This is a genomic window from Rhodobacter capsulatus SB 1003 (genome assembly GCF_000021865.1).
Taxonomy (GTDB): domain Bacteria; phylum Pseudomonadota; class Alphaproteobacteria; order Rhodobacterales; family Rhodobacteraceae; genus Rhodobacter; species Rhodobacter capsulatus_B.
Genome location: NC_014034.1, coordinates 2,023,304 through 2,042,278, shown reverse-complemented (window position 1 = coordinate 2,042,278; position 18,975 = coordinate 2,023,304). Strand labels below are relative to the sequence as shown.

The window sequence follows — 18,975 nt, the reverse complement described above, 5'->3', positions numbered from 1 at the left end:
TTACGGGAAAAGCAGCCGTTTGGCCAGCAAGAACCGCGTCAGGGATGGCCTGCGGATGAAAACAGGTTGATGACGGCGATGCCCGCGATGATGAGCCCGATGCCGAAAAGCGCGGGCGCGTCGAGTTTTTGCTGAAAGATCAGCCAGCCCGAGGCGGTGATCAGCACGATGCCGATCCCCGACCAGAGCGCATAGGTGATGCCAAGCGGCAGCGATTTCAGCACCAGGGTAAAGAACCAGAAGGCGACGCCGAAGCCGAAGATCACGCCCAGCGTCGGCCAGAGCCGGGTGAACTGGTTCGAGGCCTGCAGGCAGGTGGAGCCGAAGGTCTCGAACAGCACCGCGATGAGAAGGTAAAGATAGGGTTTCATCACGACACGATATACCAGTCGCGGCGGTGGTTGAAGGCGATGACGAAGTTCAGAACGACGGCGCCGAGCAATGACCAGCCGATCCGGTCGAGCGGCAGGATCAGGCTGGCGATGGCAAAGAGGATCAGGTCATGGGCGAGCTGCACATGGCCCGCGCGCCAGCCGTAGCGGTCCTGCACGATCAGCGCGACGATCGAGACGCCGCCCAAGGTGCCGGAATGACGGAACAGGCCCAAAAGCCCGACCCCCGCCGAGACGCCGAACAAAAGCGCCGCAGCGGCGGGGTGGATCGTTTGCAGGACAAGGACGGGTTTGAGCGCCTCGGCCAGGATCGAGACGAAGCTGACGGTGACCAGTGATTTCGCGCAAAAGACGGGGCCGCGCGCCCGGAAGGCCAGCGCGAAAAAGGGGATGTTGAGCCCGAAGAACAGCGCCGAGAAATTGAGCCCGGTGGCGTAGGACAGGATCAGCGCCGTGCCCGCGGTGCCGCCCGTCACCAGCCCCGCCGCGCGCAACAGGTGAATGCCCAGCGCCGCCTGTGCCGAGGCGAGGACGAGCCCTTGGGCATCTTCGAAGAGCGTGTAGCGGCGGGGGGATGGGTCAGCACTCATGACGTTAATATGCGTCAGAAGGGCTGTCCTGTCAACGGATCAGGTGGCGATGTAGCGGTCGCGGCGGTGGTTCATTGCAATGACGATGTTGATGACGAGCGCGCCGAGCGCCGAGATCGCGACGGTCTTCCAGTCGCGCAGGGTGAGGGCGAGGCCGAAGACGCAGGCGTCAAAGATCAGCTGCGTCCAGCCGGCGCGAAAGCCGGTGCGGTCCTGCAGGTAAAGCGCCATGATCCCGACGCCGCCCAGGCTGGCACCGTGGCGGAAAAGCGCAAGCAAGGCAGAGCCGGAGAGAAAGCCGAAGATCACCGTGCCGACGATCGGGTTGACATTGGCGAAATTGATGTAGCCGGGCAGGAAGGCGGCCAGCGCCGACAGCGCCGCGACCGAAAGGAAGGTCTTGATCACGAAACCCAGCCCCATGCGCCGGTAGCCGAACCAGTAAAAGGGAATGTTGATCGCGAAGAAGACCGGCCCGAAGCCCCAGCCGGTGGCATAGCTGATCAGGACCGCAAGCCCCGCGGTCTGGCCGGTGACAAGACCCAGATGGGTGAGCAGCACGATGCCGAAGGCGGCCATGGTCGTGCCATAGGCGATGCCCTGGACATCATCCAGCAGCGTGTGTTCGACGGGGTTTTCGGCGATGATTTCGGTCATGCGGGCTTTTCTCATGCCCCGCGGTCTCGGGCAAGGGGCTGTGGCCGCGCGGACACGGCCCGGGTGTGTCAAGCCCGGCGTGCGGCTTTTTTCTTGGCGCGACTCGGGGGCGCGTGCATTTTGCCCGCATCCGGCAATTCAGACAGGGAGGGCGGATCATGACGATTTATGCATCCAACCCTCCGAACCGGGTGGGCTCACTTATGGCGCGCCTTTGCGGCCGCCGTCTTTGGCACGCGCCATACCGCGTAAGCCATCCGCCCCGGGTGCTTTTGCACAACGTCTGACCTTCGACCGGATCCCCCCACGCCTGCGTCTGGCCCCTGGCCGTTCCGGTCTTTTTCCATCCCAACCCAGAGGCCGGTGCCGATCCGCACCGGAAAGGACATGACCAGAACCGATGACTTCGCGCTGTCGCTGAAACTTGATCTTGAAACGCTGCTGGCGGCGCATGGCCCGCGGCGGGTGCTGCTGAGCCTTGTTGCCGCGCTTGTCACCCACCAGCGCAACCGGGGCCTTGCCGCCCGCTTTTCCGAGATGGACGACCACATGCGGAAAGACATCGGCCTGCCGCCGCGCGGGCCCGCGCCGCCGATGCCGCATTGGACGCATTTCGGCTTCTGACATGCAAAGCGCATCGCAAGGCATTGAAAAAGGGCCGGGAAATCCCGGCCCTTGCAGTTTTGAAAAGATCCGGCAGATCAGCCCGCCAGCGCCTTGTTCAGATATTCGTCGACCTTTTCCAGATAGCCCATGGTGGTCAGCCATTTCTGATCGGGGCCGACCAGAAGCGACAGATCCTTGGTCATGAAGCCGTCTTCGACGGTCTGCACGCAGACCTTTTCCAGCGTCTGGGCAAAGTTCATCAGCGCCGCGTTGTCGTCGAGCTTCGCGCGATGCTTGAGGCCGCCGGTCCAGGCGAAGATCGAGGCGATCGAGTTCGTCGAGGTCTCCTTGCCGGCCTGATGCTGGCGATAGTGACGGGTGACGGTGCCATGCGCGGCCTCGGCCTCGACGATCTTGCCATCGGGCGTCATCAGAACCGAGGTCATCAGGCCCAGCGAGCCGAAGCCCTGTGCCACGGTGTCCGACTGCACGTCGCCATCGTAGTTCTTGCAGGCCCAGACATAGCCGCCCGACCATTTCAGCGCCGAAGCCACCATGTCGTCGATCAGACGGTGTTCGTAATGGATGCCCGCGGCCTTGAACTTGTCGGCGAATTCTTCCTCGTAGACCTTCTGGAACAGATCCTTGAAGCGGCCGTCATAGGCCTTGAGGATGGTGTTCTTGGTCGATAGATAGACCGGCCAGCCCTTGAGCAGGCCATAGTTCATCGAGGAGCGGGCGAAGTCGATGATCGACTGGTCGAGGTTGTACATCCCCATCGCCACCCCGGCGGCGGGGGCGTCAAAGACGGTCTTTTCGATCACCGTGCCATCCTCGCCGACGAATTTCATCGTCAGCGTGCCCTTGCCGGGGAAGTGGAAATCGGTGGCGCGGTATTGATCGCCAAAGGCGTGACGGCCGATCACGATCGGCTGGGTCCAGCCCGGCACCAGGCGCGGCACGTTCTTGCAGATGATCGGCTCGCGGAAGATCACGCCGCCGAGGATGTTGCGGATCGTGCCGTTGGGCGATTTCCACATCTGCTTGAGGTTGAATTCGGCCACCCGGGCCTCGTCGGGGGTGATCGTGGCGCATTTCACCGCCACGCCGACCTCTTTCGTCTTCAGCGCGGAATCGATGGTGATCTGGTCGTTGGTGCGGTCGCGTTCCTCGATGCCGAGATCGTAATAGAGAAGGTCGACGTCAAGATAGGGCAGGATCAGCTTTTTCTTGATGAAATCCCAGATGATCCGGGTCATCTCGTCGCCGTCCATCTCGACGATGGGATTCGCTACCTTGATCTTCGACATTGGGCCCTCATGCCTTGGTGACTCGTTGCCGCTTTTTAGCGGGTTTTCGCGGGTTTGGCTAGCCTTGTATGCGATTGCATACCGATTTCGGCTCAGAGGCCGCGGGCGCTGAACCAGGGGCGGATCTTCGCCTGCACCCAGTCCCAGACGCCGGGCAGACCGCGGGCGACCTTGGTGCCGACGCGGGTCTGAAGCTGGTCCCAGGTGACGTCATAATCGAGCCACGAGCCGCCGCCCGAAAGTTGGTTCAGCAGCACCGGCTGCACCCGGTCGAGCGATTTCGCATAGATCGCGGTGGGGGTTTCAGCGGCTTCGAATTCTTCCCAAAGCGCCTGAAGATCGTCGCCCAAATCCTTGGGCAAAAGGCCAAAAATGCGCTTGGCGGCTGCGGCCTCGGCGCCTTGGATCGCGGTCGACCCATGGGCTGTGCCGCCCGCGGAATGGATCGGCACATCGCCCACGTCGATTTCCACGAGGTCGTGGATCAAAAGCATCTTGACCGCGCGCAGGGGATCGACGCCGGGCGCCGCTTCCTCGGCCAGAACCAGCGCATAAAGCGCCAGCGTCCAGCTGTGCTCGGCCGAGTTTTCGTGCCGCGAGCCGTCATGGATCGGCGTCGCCCGGGTGACCGATTTCAGCTTTTCGACTTCGAGCAGGAAGGCGAAAAGCTGATCGCGGCGCCCCGCCTTGACCGTCTCGCTCATGCGCCCTTGAGCGCCTTCAGCCGCGTCTCGAAGAAGTCGCGGCCGCGGTCGGCGGCCATATAGGCGCGGCAGGCGGTCATGAAGGCCTCCTGCATCGAGGGCGAGGAGGTGCCGATGTAATTGCCCACCTCCATGAACAACCGGTCGGCCTTGTCGCCCAGCTCGCGCTGCGCCGCGATCACGTCGCGGGCGAGCGCCTCGGCCAGATCCTCGGTCAGCGCCATCTTATCGCGAGCCCTCGGTCAGGCGACGGCGGACATAGGTCTGAACCGACTCGATCATCGGTTTCATATGGGCCTCGTCATCCTTGAAGAAGTGGTCGGCGCCCTCGACTTCCTGATGGGTGATGGTGATGCCCTTCTGCTCGCGCAGCTTGCCCACCAGCGTCGCCGTGTCCTTCGGCGGGGCGATGCGGTCGGCGCTGCCGTTGATGATCAGACCCGAAGACGGGCAGGGCGCAAGGAAGGAGAAATCGTAGATGTTGGCGGGCGGCGCCACCGAGACGAAGCCGGTGATTTCCGGCCGCCGCATCAGGAGCTGCATGCCGATCCAGGCGCCAAAGGAAAAGCCCGCAACCCAGCAATGTTTCGAATTCGGGTTCATCGCTTGCAGATAATCCAGCGCCGAGGCCGCGTCGGAGAGTTCCCCGATGCCCTGATCATATTCGCCCTGGCTGCGCCCCACACCGCGGAAGTTGAAGCGCAGCACGGTGAAACCGAGTTTGTGGAAGGCATAATGCAGATTATAGACAACACGGTTGTTCATCGTGCCGCCATATTGCGGATCGGGGTGCAGGATGATCGCAATGGGCGCATCGGGGGCGGGCTGCGGATGGTAACGGCCTTCGAGACGGCCTTCGGGGCCGGGGAAGATCACTTCGGGCATGTTCTCTCGCCTGCTGCAACGTTCTCGGAGGATCTGCGGCGGTGCGCAATCTTGACGCTTTTGCCGCGAGACCCTAGGACGAAAACGTCCCGGCACGATGCCGGGATTTCGGATGCAATCGAGTTAAGCGGCCCAAGGCGCGTCGTCAATGCTTCCCCGCAGTTTCGGCGGGGTTTCCGAGGCACCGCTTGGCTTTGGCGGGGGGAAACCATGAAACTTTCGACGAAGGGGCGCTATGCGATGGTGGCGCTGGTCGATCTGGCCACCGTCGGGCCGGGGCAGATGACCTCGCTGGCGGAAATCTCGAAGCGGCAGGATATTTCGCTCCCCTATCTCGAGCAGCTGTTCGTGCGGCTGCGCCGGGCAGGGCTTGTCGCTTCGGTGCGCGGCCCGGGCGGCGGCTACAAGCTGGCCAAGACCCCGGCCGAAATCCGCATCTCCGAAGTGTTCGAGGCGGTGGACGAGACGGTCTCGGCGCTGCATGTGGGGGCGGGGGCCTCGGGCGGGATTTCGGGCTCGCGGGCGCAATCGCTGGCGAACCGGCTTTGGGAGAGCCTTTCGGCGCAGGTCTTCGTGTTTTTGCATCAGACGACGCTGGAAGACGTGGTGAAGAATGGTCTGAAGCCTTGCCCTGCGGTGCCAAGCCTGTTTTCAGTGGTGGATGACTGACCGTCGCCCCTGAGGCGGGCGTGGAAAGGGGCGTATTTGAGCCAAGAAGAAACGCACGGGCTTCTTCTTGGTCGAAATACGCCTCTGTCTTCGGAGGACGGGCGCAAGGACGGGGATTGGATGACGCGGGCTTATCTCGACTGGAACGCGACGACGCCGCTGCGCCCGGAGGCGAGGGCGGCGATGATTGCGGCGATGGAGGTCGTGGGCAATCCGTCTTCGGTCCATGCCGAGGGCCGCGCGCCCAAGCCCTTGATGGAAAAAGCCCGCGCGCAGGTGGCGGCGGCTTTGGGGGCGGAGGGGGCGGATATCGTCTTCACCTCGGGCGCGACCGAGGCGGCGGGGCTGGCGCTGGCCGGTCGGGGCTGCGCCTGTGCGGCCATCGAGCATGATGCGGTGGCGGCCTGGTGTGCCGATACGCTGCCGGTCGATGGCTTCGGGCGGGTGGCTGTGGCTGATCCGGGCCGCGCGACGTTGCAGCTGGCCAATTCCGAAACCGGGGTGATTCAGGATATGCCTGCGGGCCTCTGGGCGGCCGACCTGACCCAGGCTTTCGGCAAGCTGCCCATGGCTTTCAACTGGTTGGAGGTCACTTGCGGTTTCATTTCCGCCCATAAACTGGGCGGACCGAAGGGGATCGGGGCGCTGGTGCTGCGCCGTGGCACGGAGATTGCGTCGGTGCTGAAAGGCGGCGGGCAGGAGATGGGGCGACGCGCGGGCACGGAAAACCTCATCGGCATTGCCGGTTTCGGCGCGGCGGCCGAGGCGGCGGCGGCCGACTTGGCACGGGGCGTGTGGGCGGAAGTTGCGGAAGTTAGAGATATTCTAAAAGAGGCACTGGAATTCCCGACGAAAGAAGTCTATTTTCCGGGATGGGAGACGCCGGAAGGGGAAACGGCTGGGCGGCCACAGGTCCTGCCCAACACGCTTTCGGTGATCGCTCCGGGCTGGAAAGGCGAGACTCAGGTGATGCGCATGGACCTTGCGGGCCATGCGGTATCGGCGGGTTCGGCCTGTTCCTCGGGCAAGGTCCGCGCAAGCAAGGTGTTGCGTGCGATGGGCTGGTCCGACGAGCAGGCGGGATCCGCGATCCGGGTGTCGCTGGGGCCGGGGATCGGACGGGACGAGATCTTGCGCTTTGCCGACACATGGCGGGCCGCATATGAAAAGCACCGCGCAAGGCGCTGACGCGGAAGGGGAAAAGACGATGACGCAGGAACAGGACATCCGCGAAGGCGTGGACCGCGAGACGGTCGAGACGGTGCAGAACATGGGCTCCTACAAATACGGGTGGGAGACCGAGATCGAGATGGAATATGCGCCCAAGGGCATTTCCGAAGACATCGTGCGGCTGATTTCGGCGAAGAACAACGAGCCGGACTGGATGCTCGAGTGGCGGCTGGAAGCCTATCGGCGCTGGGTCGAAATGGAGATGCCGGATTGGGCGCTGTTGAAGCTGCCCGAGATCGACTATCAGGATCTTTACTATTACGCCCGCCCGAAAAGCATGGTCGAAAAGCCGAAATCGCTTGAGGAGGTCGATCCGAAGCTGCTGGCCACCTATGAGAAACTGGGGATCCCGCTGAAGGAACAGATGATCCTGGCGGGGGTCGAGGGGGCGGAAAACATCGATCTGTCGAACCGGCAGGTGGCGGTGGATGCCGTTTTTGACTCCGTGTCCGTGGGCACGACCTTCAAGGAGAAACTGGCCGAGGCCGGGGTGATCTTCTGTTCGATCTCCGAAGCGATCAAGGAGCACCCCGAGCTGGTGAAGCAGTATCTGGGCACGGTCGTGCCGCAGACCGACAATTTCTTTGCGACGCTGAACTGCGCGGTCTTCTCGGACGGGTCCTTCGTCTATGTGCCGCCGGGAACGCGCTGCCCGATGGAGCTGTCGACCTATTTCCGCATCAACGCGGAAAACACCGGGCAGTTCGAACGCACGCTGATCATCTGCGACAAGGGCGCCTATGTGAGCTATCTTGAGGGCTGCACGGCGCCGAAACGCGACACCGCGCAACTCCATGCCGCCGTTGTGGAAATTGTCGTTCTGGAAGATTCCGAGGTGAAATACTCGACCGTGCAGAACTGGTTCCCCGGCGACGAGGAGGGCAAGGGCGGCATCTACAACTTCGTCACCAAGCGGGCGGATTGCCGCGGCGCGCGGGCGAAAGTGATGTGGACCCAGGTCGAGACCGGCTCGGCGATCACCTGGAAATATCCGTCCTGCATCCTGCGCGGCGACGAATCCCAAGGCGAGTTCTATTCGATCGCCATCGCCAACAACTACCAGCAGGCCGATACCGGCACGAAGATGGTGCATCTGGGCAAGAACACCCGAAGCCGCATCGTCTCGAAGGGGATTTCGGCGGGGCAGGCGCAGAACACCTATCGCGGGCTGGTCAGCATGCATCCGCGGGCGAAGAATTCGCGCAATTACACGCAATGCGACAGCCTGCTGATCGGCGACAAATGCGGCGCGCATACGGTGCCCTATATCGAAGTGAAGAACAATTCGAGCCGGGTCGAGCACGAGGCGACGACCTCCAAGGTCGATGACGATCAGCTGTTCTATTGCCGCGCCCGCGGCGTGGGCGAGGAAGAGGCGGTGGCGCTGGTCGTGAACGGCTTCTGCCGCGAGGTGTTGCAGGCGCTGCCGATGGAATTCGCGATGGAGGCGCAAAGCCTGGTCGCGATCAGCCTTGAAGGCTCGGTGGGCTGAGGTGGCGGCGATGCGCCCCCGGATCGAACGGCCGAAACTGACCCTGCCCGAGGCCGAGGCCGAGGCTTTGGGGGCGGCCTGTGCCGCGGCCGGGGTGATCCTGGAATATGGCTCGGGCGGGTCGACGGCGCTGGCGGCCGAGATGCCCGGCAAGGTGGTGTTCTCGGTCGAAAGCGATGCCGACTGGCTGGCGATGATGCGCAGCTGGTTCGATGCCAACCCGCCGAAAGCGCGGCTGGTGCTGCATCACGGCGATGTCGGGCCGACCAAGGACTGGGGGGCGCCGAAGGATACGGAAGCCTTCCGGCAATGGCCCTCTTATCCGATCGGGGTCTGGGACCGGCCCGATTTCCTGCACCCCGATCTTGTGCTGATCGACGGGCGTTTCCGTGCCGCCTGTTTCCTGACCACGCTGTTCCGGATCACGCGTCCGGTAACCGTGCTTTGGGATGATTATACGCTGCGTCCCGGCTATCACCTGATGGAAAGCTTCTGCCCGCCCACCCGCACGATCGGGCGCATGGCCGAATTCCATCTGACCCCCACCGCCATCCCGGCCGAGAAACTTGGCCTCATCCTTTCCACCTATCTGCGCCCGAACTGACCTGGCGCCGCTGACCGCAAGGACGAAAAAATGCTTGAAATCAACAATCTGCACGTCAAACTTGAAGAAGGCGAAAAGGTCATTCTGAAGGGGATGAACCTGACGGTCGAGACGGGCAAAGTGCATGCGATCATGGGGCCGAACGGCTCCGGCAAGTCGACGATGAGCTATGTGCTGGCGGGCCGTCCGGGCTATACCGTCACTGCGGGCTCGGCGAAGCTGCAGGGGCAGGAGCTGCTGGACATGGAGCCCGAGGCGCGGGCGGCGGCCGGTCTGTTCCTCGCTTTCCAATATCCGGTCGAGATCCCCGGCGTCGGCAACATGACCTTCCTGCGCACCGCGCTCAATCGCACGCAAGCGCGGGCGATTGACGAACTTTCGGCCGGCGAATTCCTGAAGCTCGTGCGCGACAAGGCGAAATCGCTGAAGATCGACGCCGAGATGCTGAAGCGGCCGGTCAATGTCGGTTTCTCGGGCGGGGAGAAAAAGCGCAACGAGATCCTGCAGATGGCGATGCTGGAACCGAAGATGTGCATTCTGGACGAGACCGACTCGGGTCTTGATGTCGATGCGATGCGGCTGGTGTCGGAGGGGGTCAATGCGCTGCGGTCGGAAGGGCGCAGCTTCCTTGTGATCACACACTATCAGCGGCTTCTGGATCACATTCAGCCCGATGTCGTGCATATCATGGCCGATGGCCGCATCCTGCAGACCGGCGGCCCCGATCTGGCGCTGGAAGTCGAGAAGAACGGCTATGCCGAGATCCTCGCGGCGCATGGGCTGACGGAGGCGAAGTGATGGCGACGAAAGAGGAAATCGTTGCGGCGCGGGTTTCGGGCCTGGCTGCCGGGCCGGGTCTGGCCGGGCCGCGGGCGGCGGCGCTGGCGCGTCTTGAGGCGATGGGCCTGCCCGGTCGGCGCGACGAATACTGGCGCTGGACCGACCCGGCGGCGCTGAATGCGGTCACTCCGGCAGCCGCGCAAGCGGCCGAGGAGGAGGAAGCCCCGCTCTTCGATGCGCTTGATCGAGTGAAGATCGTCTTCGTCGATGGCGTTTTCGATGCGGCGGCCTCGGATGATCTGACGCTGTCCGGGGTCGAAATCGCGCGTCTTGCCGACAAGATCCCGGGCTGGGCGGAACCGCTTTACGGCGCGCTGGAAGCCGCGGGGCAGGATCCGGTGAAACGGCCTTTCGCGGCGCTCAATACGTCGCGGGCGACGGATGGCGTCCTGATCCGGGTGACGGCCGCGGCCGCAAAGCCGATCAATCTGATTTATGTGCATAAATCAGAGGCTTCCGATCCGATCCTGCATCATCTGGTGCAGCTGGATCCGGGGGCGGAGCTGACGCTTCTGGAGACCGGCCCGGCCGGGGCGCGGTTCAACAAGGTGATGGAGGTCGATGTCGGTGCGGGGGCGCGCTTTCATCACATCCGCGCGCAGGGCCCCGACAGCGAGCGCCGCGCCATCACCCACATCTTTGCCCGGGTCGCCGAAAAGGCGCTGTTCAAAAGCTTTACCGTCACTGTGAACGGCGCGCTGACCCGTAACGAAGCGGTAATCGAGATTATCGGCAATGACGCGGTGGCCCATGTTGCGGGGGCCGCGCTTGGCGACGGGGCGACCGGGGCCTTCCTGCATGACGACACCGTCTTCGTCACCCATGCGGGGCTGCGCTGCGAAAGCCGTCAGGTGTTCAAGAAAGTGCTCAAACACGGCGCCATCGGCACGTTTCAGGGCAAGATCCTGGTCAAACCCGGCGCGCAGAAGACCGACGGCTATCAGATCAGCCAGTCGCTTCTGCTCGATGACGACAGTCAGTTCCTTGCCAAGCCCGAGCTCGAGATCTATGCCGATGACGTGAAATGCTCGCATGGCTCGACCACCGGGGCGATCGACGAGACGGCGCTTTTCTACCTGCGCTCGCGCGGCGTTCCCGAGGAAGAGGCCAAGGGCTTGCTGGTCCTGTCCTTCCTTGCCGATGCCATCGACGAGATCGAGGATGCGGGGCTGAAGGAAGAGATCGTCGCGCGGCTGGAAACCTGGCTGTCGCGGCACAGGGACTGAGGAGAGAGACATGGCCGCGGTCGAAGACATCCTGCGCAGCTACCGGCGCCCGCGCGTCGTGATCCGGGACCATCTGGCGCGGATGCGGTCGGAACCGCGGCTGTTCAGCTTTCTGTTCTCGGCGCTGCTGCTGATGTTCGTGGCGCAATGGCCCGCGCTGGCGCGGCAGCATTTCCAGACGCCGGATGTGCCGATGCCGGGCCTGTTTCTGGGCACGGCGCTGGCCTTGGCGGCGACGACGCCGTTCTTTTACGCGCTGGCCTTTCTGGTCACCCAGATCACCCGGCTTTTCCGCGGCCGGGGCGATGGTTACGGCGGCAGGCTGGCGCTTTTTTGGGCGCTTTTCGCGGTCTCGCCGCTGATGCTGCTGCAGGGGCTGACCCAGGGCATGATCGGGCCGGGGCCGCAGGCGAATGCGGTCGCGGCGGTCGTCTTTGCGGTCTTCGCGGTGATCTGGGGCGCCGGTCTGCGGGTGACCCAGTTCGAGGGCCGCACATGACCCTTGCGCTTTATCTGCAGCTGGTGCGCCTGAGTTTTGTCGATCCGGCGACGGCGGCGGCTCGGGTGACGCGGCTGCTGGACCGTCCCTCGGCGCGCTGGCTGGCTTTCGGCGCGGTGATCGCGGCGGGCGCGGCGCTGGGACTGCTCAGCGAGATCCTGTTTTCCCTGATCACCGGCATCGATCTGGGACCGGCGGCCTCGCCCTTTCTGATGGCGGCGATACAGGGCGGCCTGCTGCTGTATTCCGCCTTTGCCATGGCCTTTTTCGGACGTCAGTTCGGCGGGCAGGGCCGGTTTGGCGAGGCCTTCGCGCTGATGGTCTGGATTCAGGCGATCATGCTGGGCGCGCAGCTGGTGCAGGCGGCGGTGATGCTGCTGTTTCCGATCATCGGCGTGCTGATGACGCTGGCGCTTTTCGGCGTGCTTTTGTGGCTGATCACCTTGTTCACCGCGGCGCTGCACGGGTTCGAAAACCTGATGCTGACCGGGGCCGGGGTGCTTGTGGTTTTCTTCGGCTCGGCGATGCTGATCGGCTCGGGCCTTCTTGCGACGGGGCTCAGCCCCGCTCTTTTGACGGAAAGCTGAGGAACAGAATGTACGATGTCGCACGGATCCGCGCCGATTTTCCGATCCTGTCGCGGCAGGTGAACGGCAGGCCGCTCGTCTATCTGGACAATGGCGCCTCGGCACAAAAGCCCGCCTGCGTGATCGAGGCGATGACGCAGATGTACACGCAGGATTATGCCAACGTGCACAGGGGCTTGCACACCCTTTCGAATATCTCGACCGAGCGTTACGAAGCCGTGCGCGGCATCATCGCGCGGTTTCTGGGCGCCCCTTCCGAGGAAGAGATCGTCTTCACCACCGGCTCGACCGAGGGGATCAACCTGGTGTCTTACGCCTGGGCCGCCCCGCGGCTGCAGCCGGGCGACGAGATCGTGCTCTCGATCATGGAGCATCACGCCAATATCGTGCCCTGGCATTTCCTGCGCGAACGGCAGGGGGTGGTGCTGAAATGGGTCGAGATCGAGCCCGACGGCAGCCTGCCCGCGGAAAAGGTGCTGGAAGCGATCGGGCCGCGCACGAAGCTGGTGGCGATCACCCAGATGTCGAACGTGCTGGGCACCGCCGTTGACGTGAAGACGATCTGCGCGGGGGCGCGCGAAAGGGGCGTGCCGGTGCTGGTCGACGGCTCGCAGGGCGCGGTGCATGCGCCGGTCGATGTCGCCGATTTGGGCTGCGATTTCTACGCCATCACCGGGCACAAGCTTTACGGGCCGAGCGGCTCGGGCGCGATCTACATCCGGCGCGACCGGATGGAGGAGATGCGGCCCTTCCTCGGCGGCGGCGACATGATCGCCACGGTCAGTCGCGATGCCGTCACCTACAACAGCGCGCCGGTGAAATTCGAGGCGGGCACCCCCGGGATCGTGCAGCAGGTCGGCCTTGGGGTGGCGCTCGACTATCTGATGGGGCTGGGCATGCAGAATGTCGCCGCGCATGAGGCCGCCTTGCGCGCCTATGCGGAAGCGAAGTTCAAGGGCCTGAACTGGCTGCATATTCAGGGCAACGCCAGGGACAAGGGGGCGATCTTTTCGATGACCCTTGATGGTCCGGCGCATGCGCATGACATCTCGACGATTCTCGACAAGCGCGGCGTGGCGGTGCGGGCGGGGACGCATTGCGCGATGCCGCTGATGGCGCATCTGGGGCTGACGGCGACGGCGCGGGCCTCGTTCGGGCTTTACAACACCACCGAGGAGGTCGATGCGCTGGTCTCGGCGCTGGAGCTTTGCCACGAGCTTCTGGCCTGAGCAAACTCGGGCAAGAAAATCCGGTCAAAGCGGTTGCAGCCGGAAAAGCTTTCGAGTATCAACCCGTCACGCGGCACCCGTAGCTCAGCTGGATAGAGTACTGCCCTCCGAAGGCAGGGGTCACAGGTTCGAATCCTGTCGGGTGCGCCAAAACTCTCCCACAACACGCACAAAACAGATGCGCAGAATATAGTTTTACGCAGAGTTTTCCCCTGCGGTGAAAACCGCTCAACGGGTTGGCGCAAAACAGAAAAGCGCCGCAGGGCGACGCTTTCTCCGGAAAGTTTTCCTCAGGGGGAAAGGCGGGCTCAGCCCTGCCAGCTGCGGATGTTGCCGCAATCCATGTGCACGAAATCCGAGCGCGCATATTTGCCGACGCCGCCCGCATGGCACGACAGCGCGGCGGAATAGATCTGCCCGACCGAGCGCGATTTCAGCCGCAGATCCGCCGCCATCCCGCGCATGTGCAGCGAATTGCGCGCCACCCCGCCCGAACGCGAGCGCAGCATCGCATTGGTCGCGGGCGACCGGTAGCCCGACAGCAGCATATAGGGTTCGGAGGTGTCGAGCAGACGATGCGAGGCGGCGGCAATATCGACGGTGCGCGGATCGATCGTCTTCACGTCATTGGTGCGCCAGTCGCGCATGAAGCGGGTGATTTCCTTCAGCGCCTCGGGGATATATTCGCCCTCGATCCAGTAGATCGTGTCGAGGCTTTCGCCGGTGCGGCCGGAATACATGTGGATCCGACGGATATCGCCAGCGCCGCGCAGGAAGCTGAAGGCGTTGGAGGCTTTCGGGGCTGCTACCACAAGCGTGGCAGCAAAAGGCCGCAAGAAGCCCGCGACGAGAAGTCGTGATCGTGCCCATATCGGTTCGCCTGTCCCTCGGTCTGTGCCGTCTGAGTTTGCGGCTTGATCCGGACTTACCCGGATTCCGTGGCAATCTTATGGCACGAAGCGAATCGTGTTTCAAATTGTCATTTTTCCGCGGGTAGGGAAAACCGGACCTGTCGGCAATTTCTTGCCAGAGCCGGGGGCTGTGGCCGGTTTGCATCTGTCGCGCCCGCAGAGGCGGGGAAAGCCCCGGCGAAACCCTGTGCGGGGTGGACTTGGCCCCGGTTTTCCCACAGGTTGCAAGCTGCTTTTCTGTGGCGGGGACAGAATGACTGCATCTTGTCTTGGGGTTGGCCGGGCTGCCCTTGTTGCGATGATGATGGCCGGGGCGGCGCTGGCGCCCTTTGTGGCGGCGGGTCCGGCCCGGGCGCAGATGCTTTCGGGCTTTGCCCAGGCGGTGGCGGAAACGGCGGCGGCCGAGCCCGCGCTGGCCGCCTTTTATGCCGCGCGTGGCCATGCGCCGCTCTGGACCACCGCCGAGGCCGCGTCGCGGCGGGCGGCCTTCTTTGCCGCGCTGGATCAGGCCGATGCCAATGGCCTGCCGGTGGCGCGCTATCGCGCCGAGGAGCTGCGCGCCCGGTTCGCCGCGATCGAGACCGAACGCGAACGCGGTCAGCTGGATGCGGCGATGTCGCTGGCCTATCTCGCTTGGGCGCGGGACATTTCCTCGGGCGCGCTCGAGCCGAAGAAGATTGATGCCGGGATCGTGCGCGAGATCCGCCGCCCCGATCCGCAGGCGCTTTTGAACGGGCTGCTTGCCAGCCCTGCGCCGGCACGGTTCCTGCGCGATCTGGCGCCGAAATCGCCGCGCTATGCGGCGCTGGTCAAGGCGCGGCTTGATCTGCAGGCCGAGATCGCCACGGGCGGCTGGGGCCCCGAAGTCGCGGCGAAGCGGCTTGGCCCGGGCGACAGCGGCCCGGGCGTCATCGCGCTGCGCGACCGGCTGATCCGCATGGGCTATCTGCGCCGTTCGGTCAGCGCGACCTATGACGGCGATCTGCACCGGGCGGTGCAGACCTATCAGCTGGATCAGGGGATCAAGGCCGATGGCGTCGCGGGCGAGGGTACGCTGGCGCGGATCAACCGCACCCCCGAGGAGCGGATGAAATCGATCCTTGTGGCGCTGGAGCGGCTGCGCTGGATGAACGGCCTCGATCTGGGCAAGCGGCACATCTGGGTGAACCTGCCCGATTTCACCGCCCGCATCGTCGATGACGGCAAGATGAGCTTCGAGACGGTGACCGTGGTCGGCATGAACCAGGGCGACCGCCGCACGCCGGAATTTTCCGACGTGATGGAGATGATGGTGATCAACCCGAGCTGGTCGGTGCCGCGCTCGATCACGGTCAAGGAATATCTGCCGATGATGCAGCGCAATCCGGGCGCGGCGGGGCATATCCAGCTGGTCGACAGCCGGGGCCGGGCGGTGGCGCGCGAGTCGGTGAATTTCGCCGCCTATAACGCGCGCAACTTCCCCTTTGCGATGCGTCAGCCGCCCTCGAACGGCAATGCGCTGGGGTTGGTGAAGTTCCTCTTCCCCAATCCCTACAACATCTATCTGCATGACACGCCGTCGAAATCCCTGTTTCAAAAGGATGTCCGCGCCTTCAGCCATGGCTGCATCCGGGTCGGTCGGCCCTTCGATCTGGCCTATGCGCTTCTGGCCGCGCAGGAAGCCGACCCCGAGGGCTATTTCAAATCGGTGCTGAAGACCGGCGCCGAGACGACGGTGAAGCTGCGCGATCCGGTGCCGGTGCATCTGGTCTATTTCACCGCCTTCCCGAATGCCCAGGGCCGGATCGAATATCGTGACGATGTCTACGGGCGGGATGCCGCGCTCTTTGCCGCTTTGGACAAGGCGGGGGTGGCATTGGCGCCGCTGACGAATTAAATCGGGGACGAGGCGCGGGACGGCGCCGGTCAACGAGAGGCAAGATCCATGGCGCAGACGGTCGAAACCATTGCACGGGCGCTTGCTGCGCGTGCGGAAGGCGATCTTTCCCTGCCCATCGAGGGCGCTTCGGAGCCGCAATCGGCGGGGCCGCGGCAGATCGCGCTGGCGATGAGCGCGAAATACATCCCGGGGCTGGCCGCCGGTCAGGCGCTGGCGGCGATCCTGCCCGAGGGCACGGATTGGCAGGCGCTGGGGCTGAAGGCGGCGATCTTTGTCGCCCGGCCGCGGCTTGCCATGGCGGGGCTGTCGAAGGCCTTCGACCCCGGCCCCGAGATCGCGCCCGGCATCCATCCGAGTGCCGTCATCGACCCCACGGCCGAGATCGGCGCGGGGGCGGCCATCGGCCCCTTTGTCGTCATCGGGCGGGGCGTCCGCATCGGCGACCGGGCCCGGATCGCGGCCCATGCCTGCATTGCCGAGGATGTGAAGATCGGCGAAGAAGCCCTTGTTCTGCAAGGCGTAAAGATCGGCGCCCGCGTGGTGGTGGGCGATCGTTTCATCGCCCAGCCCGGCGCGGTGATCGGCGCCGACGGGTTTTCCTTCGTCACGCCGGAAAAATCCGGGGTCGAGGAAATCCGCGAGACATTGGGCCAGCGCGACACGATCACCGAACAAAGCTGGACCCGGATTCACAGCCTTGGCACCGTCGTCATCGGCGATGATGTGGAACTGGGCGCCAATGTCTGCATCGACCGCGGCACGGTGCGGGCGACGATGATCGGCTCGGGCACCAAGCTCGACAACCTGGTCCACATCGGCCACAATGTGCAGATCGGCCGCGACTGCCTGCTCTGCGGTCAGGTCGGCATCGCGGGCTCCTCGCGCATCGGCGACCGGGTGGTGCTGGGCGGCCAATGCGGGGTGAACGACAATATCTTCATCGGCGATGACGTGATCGCGGGCGGCGCCACCAAGATCTTCACCAATGCCCCCGCGGGCCGGGTTTTGCTCGGCTATCCGGCGGTGAAGATGGAAACCCATGTCGAAGCCTGGAAGAACATCCGCCGTCTGCCGCGACTCTTTGCGCAAATGGCCGAACTTCGGGAAACTGTTACAAATCTCACGCAGAAGAAGGGCACGGAGTAACAGCCAGATGAGGCCCGACGTGCAGGACAAGATTCTCTCGATCATCGCCCGCGAAGCTGCGATGGAACCGGCGGAAGTGCGCCCGGACATGACGCTTGACGAGTTGGGGCTCGACAGTCTCGGCCTTGTCGAGATGATCTTCGCGATCGAGGAAACCTTCGGGGTTTCCGTTCCCTTCAACGCCAACGAACCGACGCAAGGCGAGTTCGACATTTCCTCGGTCGGCGCGATCGTGCGCGCGGTCGAGCGGCTGATCTCGGGGCCGCAGGCGGCGCTGGCGTGACCCAAAGACGTGTCGTCATCACCGGGGCCGGAACGGTCAATGCGCTGGCCCCGGATGTGCAGGGCACCTTCGCCGCGATGGCAGAGGGGCGGTGCGGCATCGGGCCGCTCGACTTTCCCGATGTCGAGCGGCTGACGATCCGGATCGGCGCGCAGGTGCGGGACTTTGCCCCCGAAAGCCATTTCGACAAGGGCAAGCTGTCGCTTTACGACCGCTTCACGCAATTCGCGCTGGTCGCGGCGCGGCAGGCGATGGCGCAGGCGGGGCAGCCGCAGGAAAGCTGTGATCACACCCGCTGGGGTGCGATCATCGGCACCGCGGGCGGCGGCAATGCGACGGTGAACGAGGCCTATCGCGCGGTTTATGCCGAGGGCAAGAACCGGGTGCATCCTTTCACCGTGCCGCGGCTGATGGGCAATGCGGCGGCGTCGCATCTTTCGATGGAATTCGGGCTGATGGGGCCCAGTTTCGCGGTGGCGACGGCCTGCGCCAGTTCGAACCATGCGCTGGGTCTGGCGTTTCAGATGATCCGCGCGGGGCTCGCCGATGGCATGCTGGCGGGCGGGGCGGAATCGATGCTGAATTTCGGCGGGCTGAAGGCCTGGGAAGGGCTGCGGGTGATGTCGCCCGACGGCTGCCGCCCGTTCAGCGCCAGCCGCAACGGCATGGTGCAGGGCGAGGGCGCAGGCGTCTTCGTGCTTGAAACGCTCGAAGGCGCCAAGGCCCGCGGCGCCGAGATTCTGGCCGAGATCAAGGGCTTCGCCATGACCTCGGACGCAAGCGACATCGTCATGCCCTCGCGCGAGGGGGCGGCGCGGGCAATGCGTCTGGCGCTTGCGGATGCCGGGTTGCCGCCCGAGGCGGTGGAATATGTCAACGCCCATGGCACCGGCACGGCGGCCAATGACAAGACCGAGGCGGCGGCGCTGTCGGATATCTTCGGCGCGCATCTGCCGCGGCTTCCGGTCAGTTCCACCAAGGCGATGCACGGCCATTGCATCGGCGCCACCGGGGCGATCGAGCTTCTGGCCTGTCTGATGGCGTTGAACGACGGGGTGATCGCGCCGACGCTCGGCTTTGACGCAGCCGATCCCGACTGCCCGCTCGATGTCGTGCCCGGCACGGCGCGTCAGGCGCGGGTCGACACGGTGATGAGCAATGCCTTTGCCTTTGGCGGTCTGAACGCGGTGCTGATCCTTTCCAAAGCATGACGCCGCCCCGAAAGGCGGCGTCTTT

The 18,975-nt window shown here is 64.3% G+C and carries 22 protein-coding genes and 1 tRNA gene; 15 read left to right on the top strand and 8 right to left on the bottom strand.

Features of this window, described 5'->3' with window-relative positions:
- Positions 1–38: 38 nt before the first annotated feature.
- Genes RCAP_RS09390 through RCAP_RS09380 form a run of 3 tightly spaced genes read right to left on the bottom strand, consistent with a single transcriptional unit; the run spans position 39 to position 1,639 of the window.
- A complete protein-coding gene (locus RCAP_RS09390) occupies positions 39–371 on the bottom strand; it encodes a DMT family transporter (protein WP_013067615.1) in 333 nt (110 codons plus the stop codon).
- A complete protein-coding gene (locus RCAP_RS09385) occupies positions 371–982 on the bottom strand; it encodes a YitT family protein (protein WP_013067614.1) in 612 nt (203 codons plus the stop codon). Before RCAP_RS09385 ends, RCAP_RS09390 begins: the two co-directional genes overlap by 1 nt.
- Before the next feature lie 39 nt (positions 983–1,021).
- Positions 1,022–1,639, bottom strand: coding sequence for a YitT family protein (locus tag RCAP_RS09380; RefSeq protein WP_013067613.1), 618 nt, complete (start codon positions 1,637–1,639; stop codon positions 1,022–1,024).
- A 387-nt stretch (positions 1,640–2,026) separates the two neighbouring features.
- Here RCAP_RS09380 and RCAP_RS09375 point away from each other — a divergent pair, with 387 nt between their 5' ends.
- The gene (locus RCAP_RS09375) at positions 2,027–2,263 is read left to right on the top strand and encodes a hypothetical protein (protein WP_013067612.1); all 237 of its coding nucleotides are present in this window, start codon (positions 2,027–2,029) and stop codon (positions 2,261–2,263) included.
- Positions 2,264–2,340: 77 nt separating this feature from the next.
- Here RCAP_RS09375 and RCAP_RS09370 read toward each other — a convergent pair whose 3' ends face one another.
- The 4 genes from RCAP_RS09370 to RCAP_RS09355 form a co-directional block, all read right to left on the bottom strand.
- Positions 2,341–3,555 (bottom strand): NADP-dependent isocitrate dehydrogenase, encoded by a 1,215-nt coding sequence (locus RCAP_RS09370; protein WP_013067611.1) that lies wholly within the window; start codon positions 3,553–3,555, stop codon positions 2,341–2,343.
- 92 nt (positions 3,556–3,647) lie between these two features.
- Positions 3,648–4,259 (bottom strand): HD domain-containing protein, encoded by a 612-nt coding sequence (locus RCAP_RS09365; protein ID WP_013067610.1) that lies wholly within the window; start codon positions 4,257–4,259, stop codon positions 3,648–3,650.
- A complete protein-coding gene (locus RCAP_RS09360; RefSeq protein WP_013067609.1) occupies positions 4,256–4,483 on the bottom strand; it encodes a hypothetical protein in 228 nt (75 codons plus the stop codon). The genes RCAP_RS09365 and RCAP_RS09360 overlap by 4 nt, the downstream gene beginning before the upstream one ends.
- Position 4,484: 1 nt before the next feature.
- Complete coding sequence (locus tag RCAP_RS09355; protein ID WP_013067608.1) at positions 4,485–5,144, bottom strand: alpha/beta hydrolase; 660 nt, start codon at positions 5,142–5,144, stop codon at positions 4,485–4,487.
- A 210-nt stretch (positions 5,145–5,354) separates the two neighbouring features.
- Between RCAP_RS09355 and RCAP_RS09350 the strand changes: the two genes are divergently transcribed.
- The 10 genes from RCAP_RS09350 to RCAP_RS09305 all read left to right on the top strand — a co-directional run bounded on the left by RCAP_RS09350 (position 5,355) and on the right by RCAP_RS09305 (position 13,670).
- Entirely contained in the window at positions 5,355–5,813 is a 459-nt protein-coding gene (locus RCAP_RS09350) for a Fe-S cluster assembly transcriptional regulator IscR (protein WP_013067607.1), read from the top strand.
- A gap of 120 nt (positions 5,814–5,933) precedes the next feature.
- Positions 5,934–7,001, top strand: a complete 1,068-nt coding sequence (locus RCAP_RS09345) for a cysteine desulfurase family protein (RefSeq protein ID WP_013067606.1) — start codon at positions 5,934–5,936, stop codon at positions 6,999–7,001.
- Between the two features lie 19 nt (positions 7,002–7,020).
- On the top strand, positions 7,021–8,535 hold the full coding sequence (sufB, locus tag RCAP_RS09340) for a Fe-S cluster assembly protein SufB (RefSeq protein WP_013067605.1): 1,515 nt from the start codon (positions 7,021–7,023) through the stop codon (positions 8,533–8,535).
- Between the two features lie 10 nt (positions 8,536–8,545).
- The gene (locus RCAP_RS09335) at positions 8,546–9,139 is read left to right on the top strand and encodes a hypothetical protein (protein ID WP_013067604.1); all 594 of its coding nucleotides are present in this window, start codon (positions 8,546–8,548) and stop codon (positions 9,137–9,139) included.
- A gap of 30 nt (positions 9,140–9,169) precedes the next feature.
- Positions 9,170–9,937, top strand: a complete 768-nt coding sequence (sufC, locus tag RCAP_RS09330; RefSeq protein ID WP_013067603.1) for a Fe-S cluster assembly ATPase SufC — start codon at positions 9,170–9,172, stop codon at positions 9,935–9,937.
- Entirely contained in the window at positions 9,937–11,205 is a 1,269-nt protein-coding gene (locus RCAP_RS09325) for a SufB/SufD family protein (RefSeq protein ID WP_013067602.1), read from the top strand. Before sufC ends, RCAP_RS09325 begins: the two co-directional genes overlap by 1 nt.
- A gap of 10 nt (positions 11,206–11,215) precedes the next feature.
- Positions 11,216–11,704, top strand: a complete 489-nt coding sequence (locus tag RCAP_RS09320) for a hypothetical protein (RefSeq protein WP_013067601.1) — start codon at positions 11,216–11,218, stop codon at positions 11,702–11,704.
- Positions 11,701–12,291: a YIP1 family protein gene (locus RCAP_RS09315; RefSeq protein WP_013067600.1), complete on the top strand. Its 591-nt coding sequence runs from the start codon at positions 11,701–11,703 to the stop codon at positions 12,289–12,291. The genes RCAP_RS09320 and RCAP_RS09315 overlap by 4 nt, the downstream gene beginning before the upstream one ends.
- An 8-nt stretch (positions 12,292–12,299) precedes the next feature.
- Positions 12,300–13,520: a cysteine desulfurase gene (locus RCAP_RS09310; RefSeq protein WP_013067599.1), complete on the top strand. Its 1,221-nt coding sequence runs from the start codon at positions 12,300–12,302 to the stop codon at positions 13,518–13,520.
- A gap of 73 nt (positions 13,521–13,593) precedes the next feature.
- Positions 13,594–13,670, top strand: a tRNA-Arg gene (locus RCAP_RS09305).
- Between the two features lie 158 nt (positions 13,671–13,828).
- Here the strand turns inward: RCAP_RS09305 and RCAP_RS09300 are convergent.
- Complete coding sequence (locus tag RCAP_RS09300; protein WP_013067598.1) at positions 13,829–14,332, bottom strand: YcbK family protein; 504 nt, start codon at positions 14,330–14,332, stop codon at positions 13,829–13,831.
- 352 nt (positions 14,333–14,684) lie between these two features.
- Here RCAP_RS09300 and RCAP_RS09295 point away from each other — a divergent pair, with 352 nt between their 5' ends.
- From RCAP_RS09295 to RCAP_RS09280, 4 genes are read left to right on the top strand one after another with little or no spacing between them, the layout of a single operon-like run.
- On the top strand, positions 14,685–16,307 hold the full coding sequence (locus RCAP_RS09295; protein ID WP_013067597.1) for a L,D-transpeptidase family protein: 1,623 nt from the start codon (positions 14,685–14,687) through the stop codon (positions 16,305–16,307).
- A 48-nt stretch (positions 16,308–16,355) separates the two neighbouring features.
- Positions 16,356–17,456: a UDP-3-O-(3-hydroxymyristoyl)glucosamine N-acyltransferase gene (lpxD, locus tag RCAP_RS09290; protein WP_013067596.1), complete on the top strand. Its 1,101-nt coding sequence runs from the start codon at positions 16,356–16,358 to the stop codon at positions 17,454–17,456.
- Positions 17,457–17,463: 7 nt separating this feature from the next.
- Positions 17,464–17,739: an acyl carrier protein gene (locus tag RCAP_RS09285; RefSeq protein ID WP_013067595.1), complete on the top strand. Its 276-nt coding sequence runs from the start codon at positions 17,464–17,466 to the stop codon at positions 17,737–17,739.
- The gene (locus tag RCAP_RS09280) at positions 17,736–18,950 is read left to right on the top strand and encodes a beta-ketoacyl-[acyl-carrier-protein] synthase family protein (RefSeq protein WP_013067594.1); all 1,215 of its coding nucleotides are present in this window, start codon (positions 17,736–17,738) and stop codon (positions 18,948–18,950) included. Before RCAP_RS09285 ends, RCAP_RS09280 begins: the two co-directional genes overlap by 4 nt.
- Positions 18,951–18,975: the final 25 nt, after the last annotated feature.